This window comes from Stenotrophomonas sp. YJH_SMC_14-1, from assembly GCF_059372275.1.
On sequence record NZ_JCAFVK010000002.1, the window covers coordinates 408,568 to 431,667 of the forward strand.

The following is a 23,100-nucleotide window of genomic DNA, read 5'->3' on the forward strand; positions in this document are numbered from 1 at the left end:
AGGATGGATTCCATGAAACGCTCGCTGCGGATCCTGCATACCGAAGCTGCCCGGGGAATGGGCGGCCAGGAGATCTACATCTTCCGCCACATGCAGGTGATGCGTGCGCGTGGGCACCAGGTGTCGCTGCTGTGCCAGCCCGATGCCCGCCTGGCCCAGCTCGCGCGCGACGATGGCTTCACCGTGCATACCCTGCGCATGGGCGGCCTGGCACGGCTGCTGCGCGGCATCTGGTCGGTGTCACGCCTGGTACGCCGCGAACGCTACGACGTGGTCAACACCACCAGCCGCCGCGACGCACTGATCGCCGCGGCCGGCGCACGCCTGGGCGGCACGCCACTGGTGGTGCGCTCGCGCCACCTGATGAGTCCGGTCAATTCGTTGCTGACCTATACCGGTCTTCCGCACCGGATCATCACCGTCAGCGATTTCGTCAAGCGGCTGCTGGTCGACCGCGGCATTGCCGCCGAGCACATCGGCATCGTGCCCCCCATGGCGACGCCACCGCGCTGGGGCATGACCGAGCAGGGCGATCCCTGGGAGAACCTGCAGGCCACCCGCGCACAGGTCCGCGCCGAACTCGGTTTCGCCGAGCGCGACATCGTGGTCGGCTGCGTGGCCGTGCTGCGCGGGCCCAAGGGCCATGCCGAGCTGCTGCGCGCCATGGCGCCACTATGCAAGACCAATCCCGACCTGCACCTGGCCGTGGTCGGCGACGGCGAGCCGGTCATGGGCCGCCTGCAGGCCCTGCGCAGCGAACTCGGGCTGGAGCGCCAGGTGCACCTGCTCGGCTTCCGCAGCGACGCACACCGGCTGATGGCCGGTTTCGACATCTTCGCCCTGGCCACCCACAAGGAAGCCTCGGGGACCGTGTTCCTCGAGGCGGCGCAGGCGGCACTGCCGATCGTCTCGCATCGCGTTGGCGGCGTGCCTGAAATGCTGGTGGAAGGCAGCAATGCCATCCTCACCCGGCTGGGTGATGACGCCGCCCTCACTGGTGCGTTGCGGCTGCTGGTGGATGATCAGGAACGTCGCCGGCAGATGGGCCGCGCCGGTTGGGACTGGATCCGCAGCGCCAAGCAGTTCAGCGCGGCAGGCCACGGAGAGGCCACTGAAAACTACTACCTCCAATGGTTGAAGGAGCTGGGTCATGGCTAACGCCAGAACCGTACCGGTGCTGATGCACCACCATGTCAGCAACTCGCCGGGAATGATCACCGTATCCCCGGAGAACTTCGAGAGCCAGATCGCCTGGCTCGCACGGACCGGCTGGACCTCGCTGACGCTGGACCAGTACGCCGGCTTTCTCGCCGGGAAGCCGGTGCCGCGCAAATCGATCGTGATCACGTTCGACGACGGCTACCTGGACAACTGGGTCTACGCCCATCCGATCCTGCAGAAATACGGCATGCATGCGGTGGTGTTCGTGGTCACCGGCTGGATGCACGAAGGTCCGATCCGCCCGCATGCAGGCATCGAAGGCGCCGAGCTGCCGGCCACGCCGGAACATCGCGCCTGCGAGGACCTGATCTACAAGCAGGGCCGCAGCGACGAAGTGATGATGCGCTGGAGCGAAGCGCGTGCGGCAATCGAAGCCGGCACGTTCGAGGTCCACTGCCATACCCACAGCCACACCCGTTGGCTCAAGCGCGATGACCTGGACCGTGCGCAGCGCCGCGAAGGCATCAGCGGCGACCTGGCCATGGCGAAGCAGACGCTGCTGGAGAAGCTCGGCGAAGTCTCCGATACGCTGTGCTGGCCCTATGGTGACTTCGACGATGACTACATCGAAGTGGCACGCGAACAGGGCTTCCGCTACCTGCACACCACCCATCCCTTCGGCCGCAACGTGATTGGCGGCGATCCGGAGCGGATCTATCGCTTCGCGATCCGCAACCGGCCGGCCAGCTGGCTGCGCAAGCGCATCGCATGGAGCTACAACCCGTTGATCGCGCCGATCTTCAACGGCTTCAAGGCGCGGCAGAAGAAGATGGTGCCTGGCCCGTAGGAGGCCACGTTCATCTTGATCGCGGCAACACCCGGTTTTCGAATGGACTCCAAGGAACAGTGAAGGCAATGAACGCACTGGTGACCGGCGGTGCTGGCTACATCGGCTCGCATGCATGCGTGGAGCTGCAGCAGCAGGGGCACGGCGTGGTCATCGTGGACTCGCTGTGCAACAGCGACGCCAGCGTGGTCGAGCGCATCGGACGGATCACCGGCACGGCACCGGTGTTCGTGCAGGCTGACATCCGGGACCGGCCGCGCATGGCCGCCTTGATGCAGGAGCACGCGATCGATGCCGTATTGCACTTCGCAGCGCTCAAGTCCGTGGGCGAGTCCCAGAAGATTCCACTGCAGTACTTCGACAGCAACATCAGCGGTTCGATTGCCCTGCTCGGTGCCATGCAGGATGCAGGCGTGCAGTTGCTGGTCTTCAGCTCTTCGGCAACGGTGTACGGCAACCAGGACCACTGCCCGGTGGCCGAGACCGCTTCAACCTGTGCGATGACGCCCTATGGGCGCACCAAGCTGGTGGTCGAGCAGCTGCTTGCCGACCTGGCAGCAACGGGCCAGGACCTGCATATCGCGACGCTGCGCTACTTCAACCCGGTCGGCGCCCACGCCAGCGCGCTGATCGGCGAGCTTCCGCATGGCACGCCTAGCAACCTGATGCCCTACATCGCGCAGGTCGCCGCCGGGCTGCTGCCGGAGGTCCAGGTCTTCGGGGACGACTATCCGACCCATGATGGTACCGGCGTGCGCGACTACATCCATGTGCAGGACGTCGCCAGCGCCCACGTGCTGGCCCTGCAGTTCCTTCGCGACCAGCGGCGCAGCATCACCCTCAACCTTGGCACCGGCCAGGGCCACAGCGTGCTGGAACTGATCCAGGCCTTCGAACTCACCACCGGCGTGCGGGTTCCGTTCCGCATCGTACCGCGGCGCGATGGCGACATCGCGGTCAGCTTCGCCGATGCCTCGCTGGCGCTGCGCGAGCTGGGCTGGAAGGCGCGTCACGATCTCACCGACATGTGCCGGGACACCTGGAAGTGGCAGCGGGCGATGTCACGCGCCGCACAAGGTGCAATGCCAGAGCACCTGCCCGCGCGCTGATGCGGGCAGGACCCAGCGGTCGGAAACGCCCGTACACGACGCGTCACAAGGTGCGCAGCCGCAGCTGAACGCGATCGCGGGTCGCGCACGGTTGAGTCCCCCTCCCAGAAAAAAACATGGCCGCATACGCGGCCATGTCGGGTGCAACACGCGGGATTGCCACGCTGCTCAGGCAGCGGCTTCGCGCACCGCAGCGGACAAGCGATCGAGTGTCTCCTGCATCAGCGTGGCGTCATCGGCTTCGACGGTAACCCGCACCACCGGCTCGGTACCCGACGGGCGCAGGAACGCGCGACCGCGGCCGGCCACCGACTGCTGCGCGGCCGCCAGCGCGGCCTGCACACTGGCGGCCTGCACCGTGGCCTTGGCCGAGACATTGCCCAACCGCACGTTGACCGTTTTCTGCGGCACCCGCTCCAAACCCTTCAGCGCCTGGCGCAGGGTCTGGCCGCCGTTGCGCAGTGCCACCAGTACCTGCAGGGCACTGACAATACCGTCGCCGGTGGTCGCCCGGTCCAGGCACAGCAGGTGGCCTGAGGCCTCACCGCCAAGCACGCCCCCGCCTTCGACCAGCGCCTGGTGCACGTATCGATCACCAACGTTGCTGCGCACGAACGGGATCTGCAGATCGGCGAAAGCTTTCTCCACGCCGTAGTTGCTCATCAGCGTGCCGACCACCGGGCCGTGCAGGCGGCCTTCGTCCTTCCAGGCGCGGGCCAGGATGTACAGCAGGTCATCGCCGTCGACCGGGTTGCCCTGGTCGTCGGCCATCAGCACTCGGTCGCCATCACCATCGAAGGCGATGCCGAGATCGGCGCGGGTCTCGCGGACTTTGGCCGCCAGGTTGTCGATATGGGTGGAACCCACACCGGCGTTGATGTTGACGCCGTTGGGCTCGGCACCGATGCCGATCACCTCGGCGCCAAGTTCGCGGAACAGCAGCGGTGCGATCTGGTAGGTGGCACCGTGCGCGCAATCCAGCACCAGGCGCACGCCACGCAGGTCGAACGCGCGCGGCACGCTGGCCTTGCAGAACTCGATGTAGCGGCCGACCGCTTCGCGCGCGCGCGAAGCCTTGCCCAGCTTCTCCGATTCGGCGGTGGTGAACGGAACGTCCAGCGCCGCTTCCAGGGCCAGTTCGGTGGCGTCGTCGAGCTTCTCGCCCTGGGCGGAGAAGAACTTGATGCCGTTGTCGTGATGCGGGTTGTGCGAAGCGCTGATGACGATGCCGGCGTCCACGCCCAGCGTGCGGGTCAGGAACGCCACCGCCGGGGTCGGCATCGGCCCCAGCAGCTGTACGTCGGCGCCGGCAGCGACCAGGCCGGCCTCCAGCGCCGCTTCGAACATGTAGCCGGAAATGCGGGTGTCCTTGCCGATCACCACGATCGGCCGGCGCCCGTCCTGGCCGCGCTGGGCGACCAGGACACGGCCCAGGGCGTTGCCCAGGCGCAGCACGAAGTCGGCCGAGATCACGCCCTGGCCGACCCTTCCGCGGATGCCATCGGTTCCGAAGTACTTGCGGGCACCCATCAAGCCACCTCCGGCGCCGGCTGCCGACCCAGCATTGCCAGCAGATCGGACAGACGGTCGCGCATCTCGCGGCGGTCACAGATCTGGTCGATGGCACCGTGCTCCAGCAGGAACTCCGAACGCTGGAAGCCTTCCGGCAGCTTCTCGCGCACGGTCTGCTCGATCACGCGCGGACCCGCAAAGCCGATCAGCGCCTGCGGCTCGGCGATGTTGATGTCGCCCAGCATCGCGAACGAGGCCGACACGCCACCGGTGGTCGGGTGGGTCAGCACCGAGATGTACGGCAGGCCCGCTTCACGCAGCTTGCCCAGTGCGGCCGAGGTCTTGGCCATCTGCATCAGCGAGAACAGGCCTTCCTGCATGCGCGCGCCGCCACTCTGCGAGAAGCACACGTAGGGGGCACCGATCTCCACTGCGGTTTCGGCGGCCAGCGCGAAACGCTCACCCACCACCGAGCCCATCGAGCCGCCCATGAAGGCGAAGTCGAACGACGAGGCCACCAGTGCACGGCCCTTGAGCAGACCGCGCATGGCGATCAGCGCGTCGTACTCACCCGTGTTCTTCTGCGCGATCTTGATGCGCTCGCTGTACTTCTTCTGGTCCTTGAACTTGAGCAGGTCGGTCGGCCCCAGGCGCGCACCGATCTCGGTAGTGCTGTCGGCGTCGAACAGGGCGGCCAGGCGCGCGCGCGCGCGAATCGCCATGTGGTGGCCGCACTTCGGGCAGACCTCCAGGTTCTCTTCCAGTTCCGGACGGTACAACGCGCTGCCGCAGTTGCTGCACTTTTCCCACAGGCCCTCGGGGACACTGCGCTTCTTGCTGGGGGTGTTGTCGGTGCGGATGCCGGACGGCATCAACTTGCTGAGCCAACTCATGCGGGAGGACACTTCCGTTCAGGGCGGCCCGAGGGCCGCAAAGGCGGACAGTCTAGCTCCGCTTTCCCTGCCCGTGCACCCCCTTGCCGGCCACGGAGCCGCCGGAAAAAACCATGCTGGGACGTACGTTTAGGTGCTGGGTCATGCCGGCCGCTGGCCGGCAGCCCCCTACGTGCAGACCCATGGGTAGTGCCGGCCGCTGGCCGGCAGCACTGCATGTGGCCGTCAGGCAGATGCCGGCCAGCGGCCGGCACGACCGTTACGCGTCCAGCGCCTGCCGCAGCGGGGCCAGGAAGTCTCCAGCACGCTGCGCGGCCTCTTCAGCCGAGCCCGCTTCGGCCAGCGCCGCCACCAATGCACTGCCGACCACCACGCCATCGGCCTGGCGCGCCATCGCCGCCGCACTGGCGGCGTCCTTGATGCCGAAGCCAGCAACCACCGGCACTGAAGCGCGCGCGCGCAGGGCCTGCAGGCGGGCACTGGCGGCATCGCTGTCCAGGCGTTCGGACGCGCCGGTGACACCGGCAAAGCTGACGTAGTAGAGGTAGCCACGGGCCAGCGCCAGCAGCTTGTCGGCCCGCGCTTCGCTGGTGGTCGGCGACGCCAGCAGGACCAGTGCCAGGCCGGCTGCATCGAAGGCCTGCTGCGCTTCACCCGCTTCTTCCGGCGGCAGGTCGACCAGCAGTACGCCGTCCACGCCTGCGTCGACGGCGGCCTTGGCGAAGGCCGCGTAGCCATGGATCTCCACCGGGTTGAGGTAGCCCATCAGCACCACCGCGGTCTGCGCGTCGCGCTCGCGGAACTGCGCCACGGCCTGCAGGACGTAGCGGCTGCCAGCCCCCCGTGCCAGCGCGCGCTCGGAGCTGCGCTGGATGGTCGGGCCATCGGCCATGGGATCGGAGAACGGCACGCCCAGCTCGATCACATCGGCACCGGCCTCAACCAGCGCGTGCATGACCGGCACGGTGGCCTCCAGCGAGGGATCACCGGCAGTGATGAAGGGAATCAGCGCCTTGCGCTGCTGCTCGCGCAGGCGCTGGAAACAGGCATCGAGTCGGGATACAGGCATCTCAGGCACATCCTTCAATCAGTTCAATCGCATCGCTGGTTCCCCAGTACATCCGGGTGACCTTCCCTTCAAACAGTTCCAGGCGGATGCCCAGGTTCGAACCCGGGTCCTGCCAGGTGAGGTACTCGCCCTGGTCACCGTCGTAGGCATGCGGGCTGGATACCGGCGGCTTCGGGAACTGCGCCATGGCCTGGGCACGGGTCATGCCGATGCGCAGGCCGAATGGACCGGGCTGTTCAACCGGCAGCTCCGGGTCGTCGCCCGGCTTCAGATCAAATCGGACCACGCGGTCGTCGTCGGTCATCATCGACACGCCCGGCGGCAACCCCCTGCCGTCGTAGTACTCGCAGTCGCCTTCGAAGAACTCTTTCGCGCCCTGTGCCTTCCAGGGCCCCAGTGACTTCAGGTCCCCCATGTGCTGGCCAACCAGCACTTCGCCGGCATGGTCCAGTGCAACCGAGGCGACGGCGGGAGCGTTGTCGCCGTTGCTCTCTTCCGCAGACGGCGGATCGACGATCGGCGTACGCGCCATCGGGTCGAGGTCATCGTTGGCGGCCGGCTGCTGTGCGGGCTGCGCGGTGGCTTTGGCAGCCGGCGCAAGCACTGGCGGTTCCGGCGGCTGGCACGCGGCCAGGCCCAGCACCAGCAGAAGCACCCCGCTGTTCCGCAGCCGCGCGCTCACAGCACCAGCCCTTCGCGCGCAGCGATGGTGTGCACGTCCTTGTCGCCACGGCCGGACAGATTGCACAGCACGATCTGGTCACGCGGTCGCTCACGCGCCAGCTTGATCGCCTGCGCCAGCGCATGGCTGGATTCCAGTGCCGGCAGGATGCCCTCGGTATGCGCCAGCAGGTGGAAGGCCTGCAGCGCTTCCTCGTCGGTGATGCCCAGATAGCGTGCGCGACCGGTATCGGCCAGGAACGCGTGCTCCGGGCCGACGCCCGGATAGTCCAGGCCGGCTGATACCGAGTGGGTCTCGATGATCTGGCCGTCGTCGTCACACAGCACATAGGTGCGGTTGCCGTGCAGCACACCGGGGCGACCGGCAGCGATCGAAGCGGCGTGGCGGCCGGTGTTGATGCCGTCACCGGCGGCTTCGGCGCCGACGATCTCGACCTGGCGGTCGTTGAGGAAGGCATGGAACAGGCCGATCGCATTGCTGCCGCCGCCCACGCAGGCGGTGATCGCATCCGGCAGGCGGCCGTATTCGGCCAGCATCTGCTCACGCGCTTCGCGGCCGACGATGGCATTGAAGTCACGGACCATGCGCGGATACGGATCCGGGCCGGCCACGGTGCCGATGATGTAGAAGGTGTCCTGCACGTTGGTCACCCAGTCGCGCATGGCTTCGTTGAGTGCGTCCTTCAGGGTGGCCGAGCCGGAAGTGACCGGCACCACCGTCGCGCCCAGCAGCTTCATGCGGTAAACATTGATCTTCTGCCGCTCGATGTCGGTGGCGCCCATGTACACCACGCATTCCAGGCCCAGCCGCGCGGCAACCGTGGCACTGGCCACGCCATGCTGGCCGGCACCGGTCTCGGCAATGATGCGCTTCTTGCCCATCCGCGCGGCCAGCAAGGCCTGGCCGATGGTGTTGTTGATCTTGTGCGCGCCGGTGTGGTTCAGGTCCTCGCGCTTGAGCAGGATCTGCGCGCCACCGACGTGATCGCTCAGGCGCTGGGCGTGATAGATCGGGCTCGGCCGGCCCACGTAGTGCGCCAGGTCGCGGTCATAGGCCAGCTGGAATGCGGGATCCTGGCGCGCCTGGTCATAGGCCTGGGCCAGTTCCTGCAGCGGGCCGACCAGGGTTTCGGCAACGAAACTGCCGCCATAGCGGCCGAAGTGGCCCTGGGCATCCGGGAAGGCGTGATAGTCGGCAATGGGGGAGGCAGACATGGATACGACCGGTGGTTCAGACAGGTGGATACTCTAGCGCACGGGTCATGACCGGAAAATGGATATTATCTGGCGCATATCGTCAGGAAATCTCACATGAGCCGTTCCCTGCTGCCTCCCCTCAATGCGCTGCGCGCGTTCGAAGCGACGGCCCGCCTTGGCGGCGTTGGGCGCGCCGCGCAGGACCTGCACGTCACCCACGGCGCGGTCAGCCGGCAGTTGAAGCTGCTGGAGGATCACCTTGGCCTGGCGTTGTTCCAGCGGGCCGGCCGTGGCCTGCGCCTGACCGCTGCGGGCACGCGGCTGCAGGCAGCATGCAGCGAGGCCTTCAGCGGCATCGAAGACTGCGTGCGCGAACTGCGGCGGCCGGCAGCAGCCCCGGCGCTGGTACTGGGCTGCAGTGGCAGCGTGCTGGCGCGATGGATGATTCCACGACTGCCAGCATTGCAGGCTGCCCTGCCCGGCGTGCGCCTGCAGTGGTCGGCACTGGATGGCAGTTTCACCGAAGCGCAGGCGGCGCTGGACGCCGTGCTGCTGCTGGCGCAGGGCCCGTGGCCACGAGGCTGGCAGGTACGCGAGCTGGCGCCGGAACGGGTCGGCGTGGTGGTGGCGCCATCGCATCCGGCCGCGCAGCGCCTTCGGCATGCACCGCCGTCGGCGCTGTTGCAGGAGACGCTGCTGCACACCAGCTCACGGCCGCAGGCATGGCCGGCATGGGCACAGGCGCACGATCTGGACGTGTCGAAGCTGCAGCTGGGCACCGCCTTCGAGCACCTGTACTACCTGCTGGAAGCCGCGGTAGCCGGGCTGGGCCCGGCGATCGCACCGGAGCCGCTGGTGGCCGAAGACCTGGCCGCAGGCCGGCTGGTCGCACCGTGGGAATTTACCGCCACCGGCGGCTTCTGGGTGCTGGCGCGGCCGGATGGCCAGGCCGACGCACGCGTCGACGCCCTGGCGGGCTGGGTCGCTGGCCAGCTCAGGTAACGTGACGCCGCAGCCTCCCGGTCCTACTCCAGCACGGTGCAGTCGGCGCGGCGCACTTCCTCGACGAAGGTGCGCATCCTGTAGCCGTCCTTGATGCCCGGCTCCAGTTCGATGCCGCTGGACACGTCCACGCCCCAGGGAAGCGTGGCAAGCACAGCGTCGTAGACGTTTTCCGGGTTCAGGCCACCGGCCAGCAGGAACGGCCGGTGCAGGCCGGTCGGGATACGGCCCCAGTCGAAGGCCACGCCGGTACCGCCACCGCCACCCGGCGCATGGCTGTCGAACAGGAACCCCGCCGCGCTGGGGTAACGTAGCTGCAACGTCCGCGCATTGACCTCTTCCCGGCCCCCCATGGCAATCGCCTTCAGGTAGGGCATGTTGAAGCTGCGGCAGAAGCTCTCGTCTTCCTCGCCGTGGAACTGCAGCAGGGTTGGCCGCACCGTGCGCAGCACCTCGCGCACCTCTTCCTTGCTGTTGTTGCGGAACAGGGCCACCACATCGACCATCGGCGCGATCGCCTGGCGCATCGCGCGTGCTTCGGCAGGCGCAACCCGGCGGCTGCTCTCGCGGGCAAAGATGAAACCCACTGCGTCCACGCCCAGCTCACCGGCCAGGCGGACATCGCCGGCACGGGTCATGCCACAGAACTTGATGCGCGTGCGGTAGTAGGAGCGGCTCATAGCGTGACCTCGGCGGGCAGATGCCAGTTGTCGGGGTACAGGGGCCCAAGGAACACCAGGCCCTGCGGCGGTGCGGTGGGACCGGCTACGGTGCGATCGCGCCCGGCCAGCAGTTCGGCGATCCATTCCACCGGTTTTTCACCGCTGCCCACCAGGATCAACGAACCGACGATATTGCGGACCATGTGATGAAGGAATGCATTGCCCTGCACGGCCACTTCAATCACTTCGCCCTGGCGGCTGACCTGCAGTGATTGCAGCTCACGCCGCGCATGCAGCGCCTGGCACTGCACGGAGCGGAACGCGCTGAAGTCATTTTCGCCGATCAGGGCCTGGCCGGCGGCGTGCATCAGCGTCTCGTCCAGCGCCCGGCGCTCCCAGCTGAGGGTCTGCCGGTCCAGCGCCGGCCGCACCTCGCGGTTGAGCAGGCGGTAGCGGTAGCGACGCGCGCGTGCCGAGAAGCGGGCGTGGAAATCGTCGGCCACCGGCACGCACCAGCGCACCGCGATCGAGCGCGGCAGGCGGGTGGTGGTGCCCAGCATCCAGGCGCGCGGATCGCGCACCACGTCGGTATCGAAATGGACGACCTGGCACTGGCCATGCACGCCGGCATCGGTGCGGCCGGCGCAGACCACCTGCAGCGGCGTATCAGCCACCGACGACAGGGCCTGCTCAAGGCTGGCCTGCACGCTGGGACCGCCCTCGCCCAGGTTCTGCCAGCCCCTGAAATCGCTGCCGTCGTATTCGACGCCAAGCGCGTAACGCATGTGCTACCTCGATATTGCGTATGGGGCGGCGCTCAGGCCGGATCGCGTTCGGACCAGACCGCCAGTTCGTTGCCACCGGGCTCGACGAACTGGAAGCGGCTGCCACCGGGGAAGGAAAACACCGGGCGCACGATCTCGCCGCCGGCGTCGCGCACGGCGGCCTCGACCGGTGCCAGTGCGTCGGCATACAGCACCAGCAGCGGTGCGCCGCTGTCGCTGGCCCGCTGCGGCTGGCCGCGGAAGAAGCCGCCCTGCAGGCGGCCATCGTCGAACGCCGTATAGTCGCTGCCGTAATCGACGAACGACCAGCCGAACACCTTCTCGAAGAAGGCGCGGCTTGCGGCCGGGTCGCTGGAAGCGAATTCAACGTAGTCGATGCGACGCTCGCGGCTCATGGCAGGATCCTTGTCGGCAGGTTCGGTCACGGCAGGCGGGCCAGCAGTTCGCGGGCCTGGGCCTGGCTGTGCAGGTCACCGCCTTCGGCGACTTCCAGCAACAGGGTGCGCGCAGTCTGCGCGTCGCCCAGATCGAGGTAGGCAATGGCCAGTTCCAGGCGCTCCTGGCCGGCACGCGGCGACCAGCCCGCGTCGCCGGCGGGCGCGGCCGCGCTCGGCGCGATATCGTCGGAATAAGAAGCGTCGACGCTGCCATGGTCGATGCTGTCGATGGCCTCGGGATGTACGGTATCCGCCGGAGCCTCGTTCTCATGCGCGTCAGCCGGCAGATCGAACACTCCGCGGAACTGCGGCTGCTGTTCGGCATGCAGTGCGTAGTCCGGCACCGCCACTTCGGCCGGCGCCTGCGGTACAACGCGTTCGTCCTGCAGCGGCTCGGCGACGACAACCTCGTCGCCGGTGGTTGCGGAATCGTCCCAGCGCGGCAGATCGGTCACCGCTTCGGGCAATGCCACCGCGTCCTCATCGCACAGTGTCTCGGCCTGCCATTCGGCCCGCACCGCGTGCTCGGCGACGGGTTCGGCGACCACCACGTCGTGTACTTCGGTTTCGGTCGCCCAGGCAGGCATCGCCGGTTCCTGGCGACCATTGTCGGCAACAGCCGGCGACCACGAGGACTGCTCGGCCAGCGTATCCAGCGCCGCACCTGCCGGCACCGCAGCGGCCAGGCCGGCGGCATCGTCTTCCTCACGCAGCGGCGGCAGCGGCGACGGCTTGCGACGACGCAGCAGCCAGGCCGCGCCCGCCGCCAACAGCAGCACCGGCAGCACCAGCCAGTACCACGGCGTTGCCGCATCACGGGAACCCGGCGCCTGTGCCAGGCGCTGCTGCGCGGCAGCCAGGTCGTTGTCCTTCATCGCGATCAACGACTGCTGCTGCTCCTTCAGCTTCTCCAGATCAGCCACGCGCTGCTTCAGTTCACCGATCTCGGCATCGCGGGTGGCGATGTCCTCACGCGCCTGTCGCAGTTGTTCGTTGCCCAGCATGTCACCCTCGCTGCCGGCAGCGGTGCCGGTGGTTGTGCCCGCGTGCGCGGCGTCGGACGCCAGCGCCGGAGCGATCTCAAGTCGTGCCCCGTTGGCGGCAGCCGGGGAAGAAGCGTTCGCGGTTGCCGCCTTGGCGGCCGGCGCGACCGCACCCGCCGGTTGCGGCACAGTGCGCGCCTGCCGCCATTGCGCGGCGTGCTCGCGCACCAGCGCGGCGGCCTCGGCGGCATCGACAGCGGCAAGCGCATCGCTGCCCGGCATGCGCAGCACCGCGCCCTGCTTGAGTAGATTGACGTTGCCACGGATGAAGGCTTCGGGATTGGCGCGCAGCAGGGCGATCATCGCGCGGTCGCGGCTGACCTGGTTGCCACGCGCCACCGCGCTGGCGATCTGCGACAGGGTCTGACCGCGCTGCACGGTGACGCTGCCATCGACCGCCGGTGCAGCGACCGGCGCGGAGGCCGCACGCGGGCGTGCCGGTGCAGGCGCCACCGCAGGTGGCGGCGTAGTGGGCGCCTCTGCCGCTGGCACCGTTGCCGAAGCCGGTGCAGGTTCGCGCACGATGGTATTGGAGAGCGTGCCTGCCGGCGCGACGATCTCCGGCTCGGCCACGGCCAGCGCGCTGGACGGCGCGTCGACCAGCGCGGAGTACTCGCGCACCAGGCGGCCCTGGCCCCAGTCAGCTTCGATCAGGAAGCTCAGCGATGGCGTCTCCACCGGGGCCTGCGAGGTGACGCGCACCACCGCCCTGCCCTGCGCATTGCGGGTCAGCTCGAACTGCAGCTCGCTGACCAGCCCGGTCGGCCGTTGCAGGCCGACGCGTTCGAAGGTGACCGGCGAGGCCAGCGCCACGCGCAGGTTTTCCAGTTCGGACGGGTCCGCCGACACCACCGGGATTTCGGCCAGCAATGGCTGCCCCGGCTTGGACAGGACACGGATGTCTCCCAGGCCGAATGCGAGTGCCGAACTGCTGGCCAGGGCCAGCAGCGCGGTGGAAAGATAGAGGAGCGGGCGCTTTGCGCCCCTGGCCCGTTTATTCATGGGCGACACTATAAAGCGTGCGGACCGGGGTCCGCACCCACCGGAAAGACCCTTGAGGTAGTGCCGGCCGCTGGCCGGCGTGCACTCCGGCACAAGGATCACGGCAATGCCGGCCAGCGGCCGGCACTACCGGTGAGGCAACCGCTGTAATCAGCGCTGCTCGGCGGCGACCAGCTCGGCCAGCTGCACGGCATTCAACGCCGCGCCCTTGCGCACGTTGTCCGACACGATCCACAGGTTCAGGCCGCGCGGGTGCGAGAGGTCCTCGCGGATGCGGCCGACGTACACCGCGTCGGTGCCCGAGGCGTGGGTGACCGGGGTTGGGTAACCACCGGCTTCGTGACGATCCACCACTTCGATGCCCGGCGACTGCTCCAGCAGCGCGCGCGCTTCGGCGACGGTGACCTTGTCGCGGGTCTCGATCGCCACCGACTCGGAGTGGCCGTAGAACACCGGCACGCGCACCGCAGTCGGGTTCACCAGGATGCTGTCGTCGCCGAGGATCTTGCGGGTTTCCCAGATCAGCTTCATTTCTTCCTTGGTGAAGCCATTGTCCTGGAAGTCGTCGATGTGCGGGATCAGGTTGAAGGCGATCTGCACCGGGAAGCGCTGCGGATCGATTTCCTGGAAGCTCAGCAGTTGGCCGGTCTGCTTGCCCAGTTCCTCGGTAGCCGAACGGCCGCCGCCGGACACCGATTGGTAGGTGGAGACGTTGATGCGCTCGATGCCGTACTTGCGGTGCAGCGGCGCCAGTGCCACCAGCATCTGCATGGTCGAGCAGTTCGGGTTGGCGATGATGCCACGCGGACGGTTGGCGACCTGCTCCGGGTTGACCTCGGACACCACCAGCGGCACGTCATCGTCGTAACGGAAGGCCGAAGAGTTGTCGATCACCACCGCACCGGCAGCGGCGAACTTCGGTGCGTATTCCTTGGACACGCTGCCACCGGCCGAGAACAGCGCGATCTCGACACCGCTCGGATCAAAGGTGGCCAGGTCCTGCACCTTGACCTTCTGGCCGTTGAATTCGATCTCGCCGCCGGCCGAACGCTCGGAAGCCAGGACGCTCAGGGTACCGACCGGGAAACCACGCTCGGCCAGGATCGACAACATGGTCTCGCCGACCGCACCGGTGGCACCGACGACGGCGACGTGGAAACTGCGCTGTGCATTGCTCATGGGGGAACTCTCACGAAAACGGGAATGGGGAAGAAACACGCACGACAGCTGGGTTCGGGGAACCTCCTCAAGCGGGGCGCGCGGAGGTTCCCTATCGTTTCCCGGTTTTTTTGCCCAGCGTCACGCGCGCGGCCATCGCCGCATCAGCGTTGATCGCGCTCGGCATGCGCGACGGGCCGCCGTCCAGGCCGAGCCCGGCAACCAGATTATCCACGGCCAGCTGTACCATCGCCGTGCGCGTGGCCAGCGAGGCGCTGCCGATGTGCGGCGTGAGCACGACATTGCGCAGCGCCAGCAGTTCGGGGCGCACCGCCGGCTCACCCTCGTAGACATCCAGGCCGGCAGCGGCCAGACGGCCTCGGGCAAGCGCGTCGGCCAACGCCAGTTCGTCGACAATGCCGCCGCGGGCGATGTTCACCAGGGTGGCTGACGGCTTCATCTTCGCCAGCGCCGCCGCATCGATGATGTGATGCGAGGCCGGGGTGTAGGGCAGCACCGTGACCAGGTGGTCGGACTCCGCCAGCAGCGTGTCCAGGTCCACGTAGGTCGCGCCAAGCGCCGCCTCGGTATCGGCCGGCAACCGCGAACGGTTGTGGTACAGCACCTTCATGCCGAACCCGTGTGCACCGCGGCGTGCGATGCTCTGGCCGATGCGGCCCATGCCGAGGATGCCCAGCGTGCTGCCATGGACATCCGCGCCCAGCATGGTCTGGAACGACCATTGCTGCCACTGGCCTTCGCGCAGCCAGCGCTCGGATTCGGTGATCCGGCGCGCGGTCGCCATCAACAGGGCGAAACCGAGATCGGCGGTGGTTTCGGTCAGGACGTCCGGCGTGTTGCTGGCGAGGATGCCGGCTGCGCTGAGCGCATCGACATCCAGGTTGTTGTAGCCGACGCCGACATTGGCGATCACCTGCAGCTGCGCGGCGTCGGCCACCTGGGCCGCACCGATGCGCTCGTTGAGGGTGATGATCGCGCCGTCGACGCCGGCCAGCTGTTCGGCGATCTGGTCGGGCGACCAGGCGGTGACCGCATCGGTGCTGCGGAGCTGCACGCGATCGCGCAGCGGCGCGATGGCCGCGTCGATCAGCGGCTGGCTCACCCACACGGTCGGCCGCGTGTCAGCCATCGATCTGCCCGGGAATGCGCGGGGTGATCGTGCCGACATCGCCGCACTGCGCGCGATGGCGCAGCGCCTGGTCCATCAGCACCATCGCCACCATCGCCTCCGCGATCGGGGTGGCGCGGATGCCGACGCAGGGATCGTGGCGACCGGTGGTGACCACCTCGACCACGTTGCCGGCGGTGTCCAGCGACGGGCCCGGCAGGCGCAGGCTGGAGGTCGGCTTCAACACCATCGACGCAACCACCGGCTGGCCGGTGGAGATGCCACCGAGGATGCCGCCGGCATGATTGCTGGCGAAGCCCTGCGGGGTCAGCAGGTCACGGTGTTCGGTGCCCTTCTGTGCGGCGCTGGCGAAGCCGTCACCGATCTCAACGCCCTTCACCGCGTTGATGCTCATCAGCGCGGCGGCCAGTTCACCATCGAGCTTGCCGTAGATCGGCTCGCCCCAGCCCGGCGGCACGTTGTCGGCGACCACGTCCACGCGCGCGCCGACCGAATCACCGGACTTGCGCAGCGCATCCATGTACGCCTCCAGCTCGGGCACCTGTGCGGCATGCGGCCAGAAGAACGGATTGTCTTCCACCGCCGACCAGTCGAAACCAGCCGGGGTGATGTCGCCCAACTGCGACAGGTAGCCGCGCACGGTCACGCCGAAGCGCTCGGCCAGCCACTTCTTGGCGACCACGCCGGCGGCCACGCGCATGGTGGTCTCGCGCGCCGAGGAACGGCCGCCGCCGCGCGGGTCACGGATGCCGTACTTGTGCCAGTAGCTGTAGTCGGCATGACCCGGCCGGAACTGCTGGCCGATGTTCGCGTAATCCTTGCTGCGCTGGTCGGTGTTGCGGATCAGCAGCGCGATCGGCGTGCCGGTGGTCAGGCCCTCGTACACGCCGGACAGGATCTCGACCTCATCGGCCTCGCGGCGGGCCGAGGTGTGCCGGCTCTTGCCGGTCGCGCGACGCTGCAGGTCATGGGCGAATTCGGCCGCGTCCAGCGCCAGCCCCGGAGGGCAGCCATCGATCACGCAGCCGATGGCCGGCCCGTGCGACTCGCCGAACGTGGTGACGGTGAACAGCTTGCCGAACGAATTGGAGCTCACGGGCGCTGCGCCGCCAGTTCGGTGATGCGCGCGCTGTGGGCGATCAGCTCGCGGCACTCGACCGCGAAGATGCCCATCTGCCCGACCTTGAACTCGATCCAGGCGAAGTCGACTTCCGGCAGCAGCTTGATCAGGTGCTGCTCGGATTCGCCCACTTCGCAGATCAGCAGGCCGTCCTCGCTCAGGTGCAGCGGGGCGTCGCGCAGGATCTTCAGCACCAGGTCGAGGCCGTCGTCGCCGGCACGCAGGCCCATTTCCGGCTCGTAGGAGTACTCCTGCGGCAGGGCATCGGTTTCGTCGTTGGTGACGTACGGCGGATTGGTGACGATCAGGTCGTAGTGGCGGCCGGTCAGGCCGTTGAACAGGTCCGACTTGAGCAGAGTGACGTTGTGCGCCTGCAGGCGCTCCTTGTTTTCTTCGGCCAGCGTCAGTGCATCGTCGCTCAGGTCGACGCCGTCCACTTCCCAGTTCGGGTAGTAGTGGCCCATGGCAATGGCGATGCAGCCCGAACCGGTGCACAGGTCCAGCGCACGGCTGACATCGCGGCCGGCCAGCCACGGCTCGAAGCCGCATTCGATCAGTTCGGCAATCGGCGAGCGCGGCACCAGGGCGCGCTTGTCGCTCTTGAAGCTCAGGCCGGCGAACCAGGCTTCACCGGTCAGGTAGGCGGCCGGGATGCGTTCGTCGATGCGGCGCTGGAACAGCTCCAGCACGCGCTGCTTCTCGGTCTGCAGCAGGCGCGCCTGGCCGTAGGCCGGGCCGAGGTCGTGCGGCAGGTGCAGGCTGTGCAGCACCAGCTGGGTGGCCTCGTCCAGTGCATTGTCGTAGCTGTGCCCGAAGGTCAGCCCGGCTTCGTTGAAACGGCTGGTGCCGTAGCGGATCAGATCGATGATCGTGTGGAGTTCGGCGGCCGTTTCAGCGGTCATGGCGGTACTGCGGGCAAAGTGGCCCCCGATTATAGGGGCTGGCGCCCGCGGCGGCATCCGTTGCGGCGGAAACGATCGGGCCGCAGCCGGTATGATGGGGCCCACTTCGCGCGGGAGCCCCCATGTTCAATCGCAACGCCGGCATCATCCTGCTGATCGCCCTGGCGGCGGGTCTCGGCCTGCTGGCCGCCCAGCAGCTGTTCGCGCCGAAGCCGCCGGCCAATGCCCCGGCCACCGAAGCGATCACGCTGTACCCGCAGCCGCGCGAACTGCCCGACTTCAACCTGGCCCAGTCCGACGGCACCCGCCTGATCCCGGGCGAACTGAAGGGCCACTGGACCGTGGTATTCCTGGGCTTCACCTTCTGCCCGGACGTCTGCCCGACCACCCTGGCCGAGCTGGCCGGCGCGCAGAACCAGTGGGAAGCCCTGCCCGACAGCCTGCGCCCACGCGTGTTGTTCATCTCGGTCGACCCCGACCGCGACAGCGCCACCCGCCTCGGCGAGTACGTGCACGGTTTTCACAAGGACACCCTGGCCGCCACCGCTGACGTTCCCTCGCTGGAGCGCTTCGCCACCTCGTTGGGCTTCGTGTTCCAGAAGGTGCCGGGCAAGCATTTCGACGAGAACCCCGAGGATTACACCGTCGAGCATTCGGCCAGCCTGGCCGTGCTCGACCCGCAGGGCCGCCTTGCCGGCCTGGTACGCCCCCCGTTCAACGCGCCGGCCATTGCCCGCGACCTGCAGAAGCTGACCGAGAAAACCGCCCCATGAGCCTCACCACCGCCCTGACGTACGCCCTGCCACACCGCCTGCTGTCCTCGATGGCGCGTTCGCTGGCGTACTCGGACGATCCGCGCGTATCGCGCTGGCTGATCGACACGGTCACCCGCAAGTTCAACGTCAACCTGGACGAAGCGGCCAACCCGGACCCGCGCAGCTATGCGACCTTCAACCAGTTCTTCACCCGTGCGCTGAAGCCGGGTGCGCGCGTGGCTGACGCCGATCCGCGCAGCCTGGTGATGCCGGCCGACGGCCGCATCAGCCAGCTGGGGAAGATCGAGGCCGGCCGCATCTTCCAGGCCAAGGGCCAGTCGTTCACCGCTGCCGAACTGCTGGGCAGTGACGAGGACGCCAAGCCATACAACGATGGGCTCTACGCCACGGTGTACCTGTCGCCGCGCGATTACCACCGCGTGCACATGCCGTGGACCGGCACCCTGCGTGAGACCGTGCACGTGCCGGGGCGCCTGTTCAGCGTTGGTCCGGCGGCAGTGAACGGCGTACCGCGCCTGTTCGCCCGCAACGAGCGCCTGGTCTGCCACTTCGACACCAGCTTCGGCCCGATGGTCAGCGTGATGGTCGGTGCGCTGCTGGTGTCCGGGGTGGAAACCGTGTGGAGCGGCGAGGAGATTCCGCACTATGGCGACCGCATCACCCGCAAGGACTACCGCGGCCAGGGCATCAGGCTGGAGCGCTTTACCGAGATGGCGCGCTTCAACTACGGCTCCACCGTGATCGTGCTGCTGCCGCCGGGCGTGGCTGACTTCGCCCCGCAGTTGGGCGCTGAAAGCCCGGTGCAGCTGGGCCAGGCGCTGGCGAAGCTGCGCTGAGGCTTCGGTAGTGCCGGCCGCTGGCCGGCATCTCCGCTGATCCAACGCGTCGAGCATTGCCGGCCAGCGGCCGGCACTACCGGTACGCGCGTTACTGCAGGGACGGGGCCGGACCGACGTCCATGCCGTCGTAGTCTTCCACGCCCTTCTCCGCGGCCAGCGCTGCGAATTCCTGGTTGCGGCGGTCAAGCGAGGCTTCGTCGTGGATCTCCACGCGCTCCACATGCAGCACGTGGAACGGCGCGTCGCCCTCTTCCGGATCCTGTTCGAACAATTCCACGAAGGTGTAACCCTGCGCCTGCAGGTGCTGCGCCAGTGCCTGCAACGGCTCGGCAGTGGAGTGCACGAAGAAGTACCCCCACAGCAACGGGCCGGTGATGTCCCAGTCGGTGTTTTCGCGGAGGTTGGCGAACAGGTTGCGGGTGTCTTCGAGGTCCATGCGGATTCCAGGGTCGGGGGATTACTTGTCGCAGCCCTGCAGCTTCAGCGTCTGGCCGTGGCGCAGGCTGTAGGCCGGGGCCTTCAGGCCATTGGCGCGGGCCAGGGTGGGCACGTCGCACTGGAACTTGGCCGCGATGGCGCCCAGGGTTTCACCCCGGCCCACCTTGTGGCTGCGCACCGGCTTCGGGCGCGCCGCCGGGCGCGGTGTGGCCACCGGAGCGACCGGCGTGGTCGGCACGCTGGTGGACGCGGCCGCATCGGCCACCGGCACCACGCCGCCCACGGCCACGCTTCCGGTGTAGCTGGTCGCGGCCGGGCGCTTGATTGCTGCGTTCAGATCGGCGGTGATCAGCGTCCGGGCCAGGTCGGCACGCGGGCCACTGACGCAGTTGCGCTGGTACAGGCCGGCGATGCGGGTGGTGGCATTGATCAGCGTGCCGGCCGGGATCCAGCCATCGGCCTCATAGCGCGGGTTGAGGTTGCGCAGCGCGCGCATGTAGCCATCGCGGGTGCCGTGGCTGCCCAGGCAGATGGTCAGTTCGTAGATGGTGGTCGACTTGGCCAGGCGCAGCGTGGCCGGCTGCGCGCTGATCTTCGGGAACTCCACGCCGTATTGCTGCGGGTGCAGGAAGATCCAGGCCGCAGCGATCACCATCGGCACGTAGTCCTTGGTCTCGCCGGGGAACTGGTTGTAGACGCTGTCGGTCCAGAAGCTCTGCCCGGCGCTCTGCTTGAACACGCGCGCGGCGCGGCCTTCGCCACCATTGTAGGCGGCCACCGACATTTCCACGTTGTTGTTCAGTTCGCGCAGGCGTTCGTTGAGGTAGCTGGCGCTGGCCTCGGCCGCACTGCGTGCATCGAAGCGGGTGTCAAAGCCGGTGCCATCCGGGCCGAGGCCGAAGCGGCGGCCGGTGGCCGGCATGAACTGCATCAACCCGGCGGCGCCAGCGCGCGATGAAGCATGCACGCGGCCATTGGACTCCTTGGCCATGATGCCGAACAGCAGCGCTTCAGGCAGGCCACGCTTCTCCCACTCCGGCCACATCACCGCACGCAGGTTCTGGTAGTTCTCGTAGCTGGTCAGCAACGCCGGGCGCATGTCGGTCAGCCAGCGGCGGATGCCGGCCTGCACCGCCGGGTTGTATTCGACCATGCTGTCGAAGGCGTGCCGCTTGTCGTTCAGCAGCGCGGCAGCGCGCGCGGCCTCCGGTACGTCGGCGGTAAGCGGGCCGATGTGGTCGGGGTCGGCTTCCAGGCGATCACCGCCCTCGTCGGCCACGTCATCGCTGGCGGCCGCGTCGGCGTCGTGCTTGAGCAGGCGCTTGTAGCTGGCCAGCAGGGTGCCCATCTGGCAGCCCTTCTGCTTCACGCAGTCGTTGAGGACATCTTCCATGTCCTCCAGCGCGGCGTCGGCTTCGTTGCTGCCCTTGGGGTCGGCATTGGCGACCAGCAGCAGCGCATCGCTGTAACGCTTCTCGGCGACGGTCATGCGCTGCTGCAACGCATCCACCTTCACCTTGTCCCGGGCCGAAACCCGCTGCGCATGGGCGTCGGGCGCCAGGGAAACCAGGCCGGCCAGGGCCAGCAGCGGCCAACCGCGGGAAATCAGGACAGGAACGGGCATTGATGGCACTGTGTGCGAAACAGGCAGGCAGAGTAGCGGCGCCGCCAAGGTCCGGGCAAGCCGACCTTCGGACCGTCACCGCCGGCGGTTAACATTGGCTATTCACCACAAGGGCTGGACCATGGATCCGATTCTGCTCGGCAAAGGCATCACCGACGATGTGGCCGTCACCCTGCTGCCGAAACTCGGCAACCGCCACGGCCTGGTGGCCGGCGCCACCGGTACCGGCAAGACCGTGACCCTGATGACCCTGGCCGAGGGCTTCTCGCGGCTGGGCGTGCCGGTGTTCCTGGCCGATGTGAAGGGCGATGTGTCCGGCCTGGCGGTGCCCGGCACCGGCGCCGAGAACCTCCTCAAGCGCGCCGCCGAGATCGGCGTGGCCGACTACGCACCGGCCGCCAGCCCGACCATTTTCTGGGACCTGTACGGCAAGCTGGGTCACCCGGTGCGCACCACGGTCAGCGAGATGGGCCCGACCCTGCTGGCGCGCATCCTCGAGTTGAACGACACCCAGTCCGGCGTGCTCGACATCGTGTTCAAGCTGGCCGACGACCGTGGCCTGCTGCTGCTGGACATGGACGACCTGCGCGCGCTGCTCGGCCTGGTGGCCGAGGAGCGCAAGGACATCTCCACCGAGTACGGCCTGGTCAGCGCGCAGTCCATCGCTGCGATCCAGCGGTCGGTGCTGCGCCTGGCGCAGGATGGCGGCGAGAACTTCTTCGGTGAGCCGGCCCTGGAACTGGCCGACATCATGCGGGTCAATCACGACGGCCGCGGCATGATCGGCATCCTTGCCGCCGACCAGCTGGTGCTCAAGCCGAAGCTGTATTCCACCTTCCTGTTGTGGCTGCTGTCGGAGCTGTTCGAGCAGCTGCCGGAGGTGGGCGACCTGGACAAGCCGAAGCTGGTCTTCATCTTCGACGAAGCGCACCTGCTGTTCGACGATGCACCGCCGTCACTGGTGCAGCGCATCGAGCAGGTGGTGCGCCTGATCCGCTCCAAGGGCGTGGGCGTGTACTTCTGCTCGCAGTTCCCTGATGACGTGCCGGGCAACATCCTCGGCCAGCTCGGCAACCGCGTGCAGCATGCGCTGCGTGCATTCACCCCGCGCGACCAGAAGGCAGTGAAGACTGCTGCCGAGACCTTCGTGCCGAACCCGAAGCTGGACGTGGCCAAGGTGCTCAGCCAGCTCGGTACCGGCGAAGCGCTGGTGTCCGCGCTGCAGGACAAGGGTGTGCCGATGCCGGTGCAGCAGACGATGATCGCGCCGCCGCGCTGCCGGATGGGGCCGATCACCGAGGCCGAGCGTGCCCAGGTGCGAGCCGGCAGCCCGGTCGGCAGCCGCTACGACACCGCGATCAACCGTGAATCGGCCGCCGAACTGCTGGCCCAGCGTGCGCAGAAGACTGTCGAACAGGCGCAGGCACCGGCCGCGCGTAGTCGCGAGCAGGACGAAGCGCAGGAAGGCGGTTTCGGCCAGGCGATCAAGGATGCGATCTTCGGCACCAAGCGCCGCCAGGGCATGATCGAGACCATGGCCAAGCAGACCACGCGCACCGTCGGCACCAAGCTGGGCAACCAGATCGTGCGTGGCATCCTGGGTGGCATCTTCGGCGGCAAGCGCTGATCTGCAACTACTGGGGTCGGATCCCTTTCCTGCAAAAGGATCCGACCCCATCGTTCCCCTGAAAAG

22 protein-coding genes are annotated in these 23,100 nt (G+C 67.9%); 7 read left to right on the top strand and 15 right to left on the bottom strand.

Going from position 1 to position 23,100, the window contains the following annotated elements:
- Positions 1 to 12: 12 nt before the first annotated feature.
- The 3 genes from AC5P9P_RS06930 (at position 13) to galE (ending at position 3,117) form a co-directional block, all read left to right on the top strand.
- Positions 13 to 1,158 carry a glycosyltransferase family 4 protein gene (locus AC5P9P_RS06930; protein ID WP_049403604.1) on the top strand — a complete coding sequence of 382 codons (1,146 nt, stop codon included), beginning with the start codon at positions 13 to 15 and terminating at the stop codon, positions 1,156 to 1,158.
- The gene (locus AC5P9P_RS06935; RefSeq protein ID WP_005410470.1) at positions 1,151 to 2,008 is read left to right on the top strand and encodes a polysaccharide deacetylase family protein; all 858 of its coding nucleotides are present in this window, start codon (positions 1,151 to 1,153) and stop codon (positions 2,006 to 2,008) included. The genes AC5P9P_RS06930 and AC5P9P_RS06935 overlap by 8 nt, the downstream gene beginning before the upstream one ends.
- Positions 2,009 to 2,076: 68 nt before the next feature.
- Positions 2,077 to 3,117 (top strand): UDP-glucose 4-epimerase GalE, encoded by a 1,041-nt coding sequence (gene galE, locus AC5P9P_RS06940; RefSeq protein ID WP_288469408.1) that lies wholly within the window; start codon positions 2,077 to 2,079, stop codon positions 3,115 to 3,117.
- A 168-nt stretch (positions 3,118 to 3,285) separates the two neighbouring features.
- Here galE and glmM read toward each other — a convergent pair whose 3' ends face one another.
- From glmM to trpB, 5 genes are all read right to left on the bottom strand, one after another.
- Positions 3,286 to 4,647: a phosphoglucosamine mutase gene (gene glmM, locus AC5P9P_RS06945; RefSeq protein ID WP_288469410.1), complete on the bottom strand. Its 1,362-nt coding sequence runs from the start codon at positions 4,645 to 4,647 to the stop codon at positions 3,286 to 3,288.
- On the bottom strand, positions 4,647 to 5,522 hold the full coding sequence (accD, locus tag AC5P9P_RS06950) for an acetyl-CoA carboxylase, carboxyltransferase subunit beta (RefSeq protein ID WP_005410473.1): 876 nt from the start codon (positions 5,520 to 5,522) through the stop codon (positions 4,647 to 4,649). Before accD ends, glmM begins: the two co-directional genes overlap by 1 nt.
- Positions 5,523 to 5,781: 259 nt before the next feature.
- Entirely contained in the window at positions 5,782 to 6,591 is an 810-nt protein-coding gene (trpA, locus tag AC5P9P_RS06955) for a tryptophan synthase subunit alpha (protein WP_495232661.1), read from the bottom strand.
- 1 nt (position 6,592) lies between these two features.
- On the bottom strand, positions 6,593 to 7,273 hold the full coding sequence (locus AC5P9P_RS06960) for a hypothetical protein (RefSeq protein ID WP_322534848.1): 681 nt from the start codon (positions 7,271 to 7,273) through the stop codon (positions 6,593 to 6,595).
- Positions 7,270 to 8,487 (bottom strand): tryptophan synthase subunit beta, encoded by a 1,218-nt coding sequence (gene trpB, locus AC5P9P_RS06965; protein ID WP_005410476.1) that lies wholly within the window; start codon positions 8,485 to 8,487, stop codon positions 7,270 to 7,272. Before trpB ends, AC5P9P_RS06960 begins: the two co-directional genes overlap by 4 nt.
- Positions 8,488 to 8,583: 96 nt before the next feature.
- On the opposite strand from trpB, the gene AC5P9P_RS06970 reads away from it, so the two are divergent.
- Positions 8,584 to 9,471 (top strand): LysR family transcriptional regulator, encoded by an 888-nt coding sequence (locus AC5P9P_RS06970; RefSeq protein WP_495232662.1) that lies wholly within the window; start codon positions 8,584 to 8,586, stop codon positions 9,469 to 9,471.
- 23 nt (positions 9,472 to 9,494) lie between these two features.
- On the opposite strand, the gene AC5P9P_RS06975 is transcribed toward AC5P9P_RS06970, so the two are convergent.
- The 8 genes from AC5P9P_RS06975 to prmB all read right to left on the bottom strand — a co-directional run bounded on the left by AC5P9P_RS06975 (position 9,495) and on the right by prmB (position 17,730).
- Positions 9,495 to 10,151 (bottom strand): phosphoribosylanthranilate isomerase, encoded by a 657-nt coding sequence (locus tag AC5P9P_RS06975; RefSeq protein ID WP_005410480.1) that lies wholly within the window; start codon positions 10,149 to 10,151, stop codon positions 9,495 to 9,497.
- Positions 10,148 to 10,918, bottom strand: a complete 771-nt coding sequence (gene truA / locus AC5P9P_RS06980; RefSeq protein WP_012480891.1) for a tRNA pseudouridine(38-40) synthase TruA — start codon at positions 10,916 to 10,918, stop codon at positions 10,148 to 10,150. The genes AC5P9P_RS06975 and truA overlap by 4 nt, the downstream gene beginning before the upstream one ends.
- Positions 10,919 to 10,950: 32 nt before the next feature.
- On the bottom strand, positions 10,951 to 11,313 hold the full coding sequence (locus tag AC5P9P_RS06985; RefSeq protein WP_005410482.1) for a VOC family protein: 363 nt from the start codon (positions 11,311 to 11,313) through the stop codon (positions 10,951 to 10,953).
- A 26-nt stretch (positions 11,314 to 11,339) separates the two neighbouring features.
- Positions 11,340 to 13,400, bottom strand: coding sequence for a FimV/HubP family polar landmark protein (locus AC5P9P_RS06990; RefSeq protein WP_495232663.1), 2,061 nt, complete (start codon positions 13,398 to 13,400; stop codon positions 11,340 to 11,342).
- A 150-nt stretch (positions 13,401 to 13,550) separates the two neighbouring features.
- Entirely contained in the window at positions 13,551 to 14,579 is a 1,029-nt protein-coding gene (locus tag AC5P9P_RS06995) for an aspartate-semialdehyde dehydrogenase (protein WP_005410484.1), read from the bottom strand.
- Between the two features lie 91 nt (positions 14,580 to 14,670).
- A complete protein-coding gene (locus AC5P9P_RS07000; protein ID WP_495232664.1) occupies positions 14,671 to 15,708 on the bottom strand; it encodes a 2-hydroxyacid dehydrogenase in 1,038 nt (345 codons plus the stop codon).
- The gene (aroC, locus tag AC5P9P_RS07005; RefSeq protein ID WP_108270362.1) at positions 15,701 to 16,804 is read right to left on the bottom strand and encodes a chorismate synthase; all 1,104 of its coding nucleotides are present in this window, start codon (positions 16,802 to 16,804) and stop codon (positions 15,701 to 15,703) included. The genes AC5P9P_RS07000 and aroC overlap by 8 nt, the downstream gene beginning before the upstream one ends.
- Positions 16,801 to 17,730 carry a 50S ribosomal protein L3 N(5)-glutamine methyltransferase gene (gene prmB, locus AC5P9P_RS07010; RefSeq protein WP_111108566.1) on the bottom strand — a complete coding sequence of 310 codons (930 nt, stop codon included), beginning with the start codon at positions 17,728 to 17,730 and terminating at the stop codon, positions 16,801 to 16,803. Before prmB ends, aroC begins: the two co-directional genes overlap by 4 nt.
- 122 nt (positions 17,731 to 17,852) lie before the next feature.
- Between prmB and AC5P9P_RS07015 the strand changes: the two genes are divergently transcribed.
- Both AC5P9P_RS07015 and asd read left to right on the top strand, forming a co-directional pair.
- Positions 17,853 to 18,503, top strand: coding sequence for an SCO family protein (locus tag AC5P9P_RS07015; RefSeq protein WP_495232665.1), 651 nt, complete (start codon positions 17,853 to 17,855; stop codon positions 18,501 to 18,503).
- A complete protein-coding gene (gene asd, locus AC5P9P_RS07020) occupies positions 18,500 to 19,342 on the top strand; it encodes an archaetidylserine decarboxylase (RefSeq protein ID WP_033834535.1) in 843 nt (280 codons plus the stop codon). The genes AC5P9P_RS07015 and asd overlap by 4 nt, the downstream gene beginning before the upstream one ends.
- A 91-nt stretch (positions 19,343 to 19,433) precedes the next feature.
- Here asd and AC5P9P_RS07025 read toward each other — a convergent pair whose 3' ends face one another.
- On the bottom strand, positions 19,434 to 19,781 hold the full coding sequence (locus AC5P9P_RS07025) for a ribonuclease E inhibitor RraB (protein ID WP_005410490.1): 348 nt from the start codon (positions 19,779 to 19,781) through the stop codon (positions 19,434 to 19,436).
- A 21-nt stretch (positions 19,782 to 19,802) separates the two neighbouring features.
- Positions 19,803 to 21,407, bottom strand: coding sequence for a transglycosylase SLT domain-containing protein (locus AC5P9P_RS07030; RefSeq protein WP_024958305.1), 1,605 nt, complete (start codon positions 21,405 to 21,407; stop codon positions 19,803 to 19,805).
- 10 nt (positions 21,408 to 21,417) lie between these two features.
- Here AC5P9P_RS07030 and AC5P9P_RS07035 point away from each other — a divergent pair, with 10 nt between their 5' ends.
- Positions 21,418 to 23,034 (top strand): helicase HerA-like domain-containing protein, encoded by a 1,617-nt coding sequence (locus AC5P9P_RS07035; protein WP_495232666.1) that lies wholly within the window; start codon positions 21,418 to 21,420, stop codon positions 23,032 to 23,034.
- Positions 23,035 to 23,100: the final 66 nt, after the last annotated feature.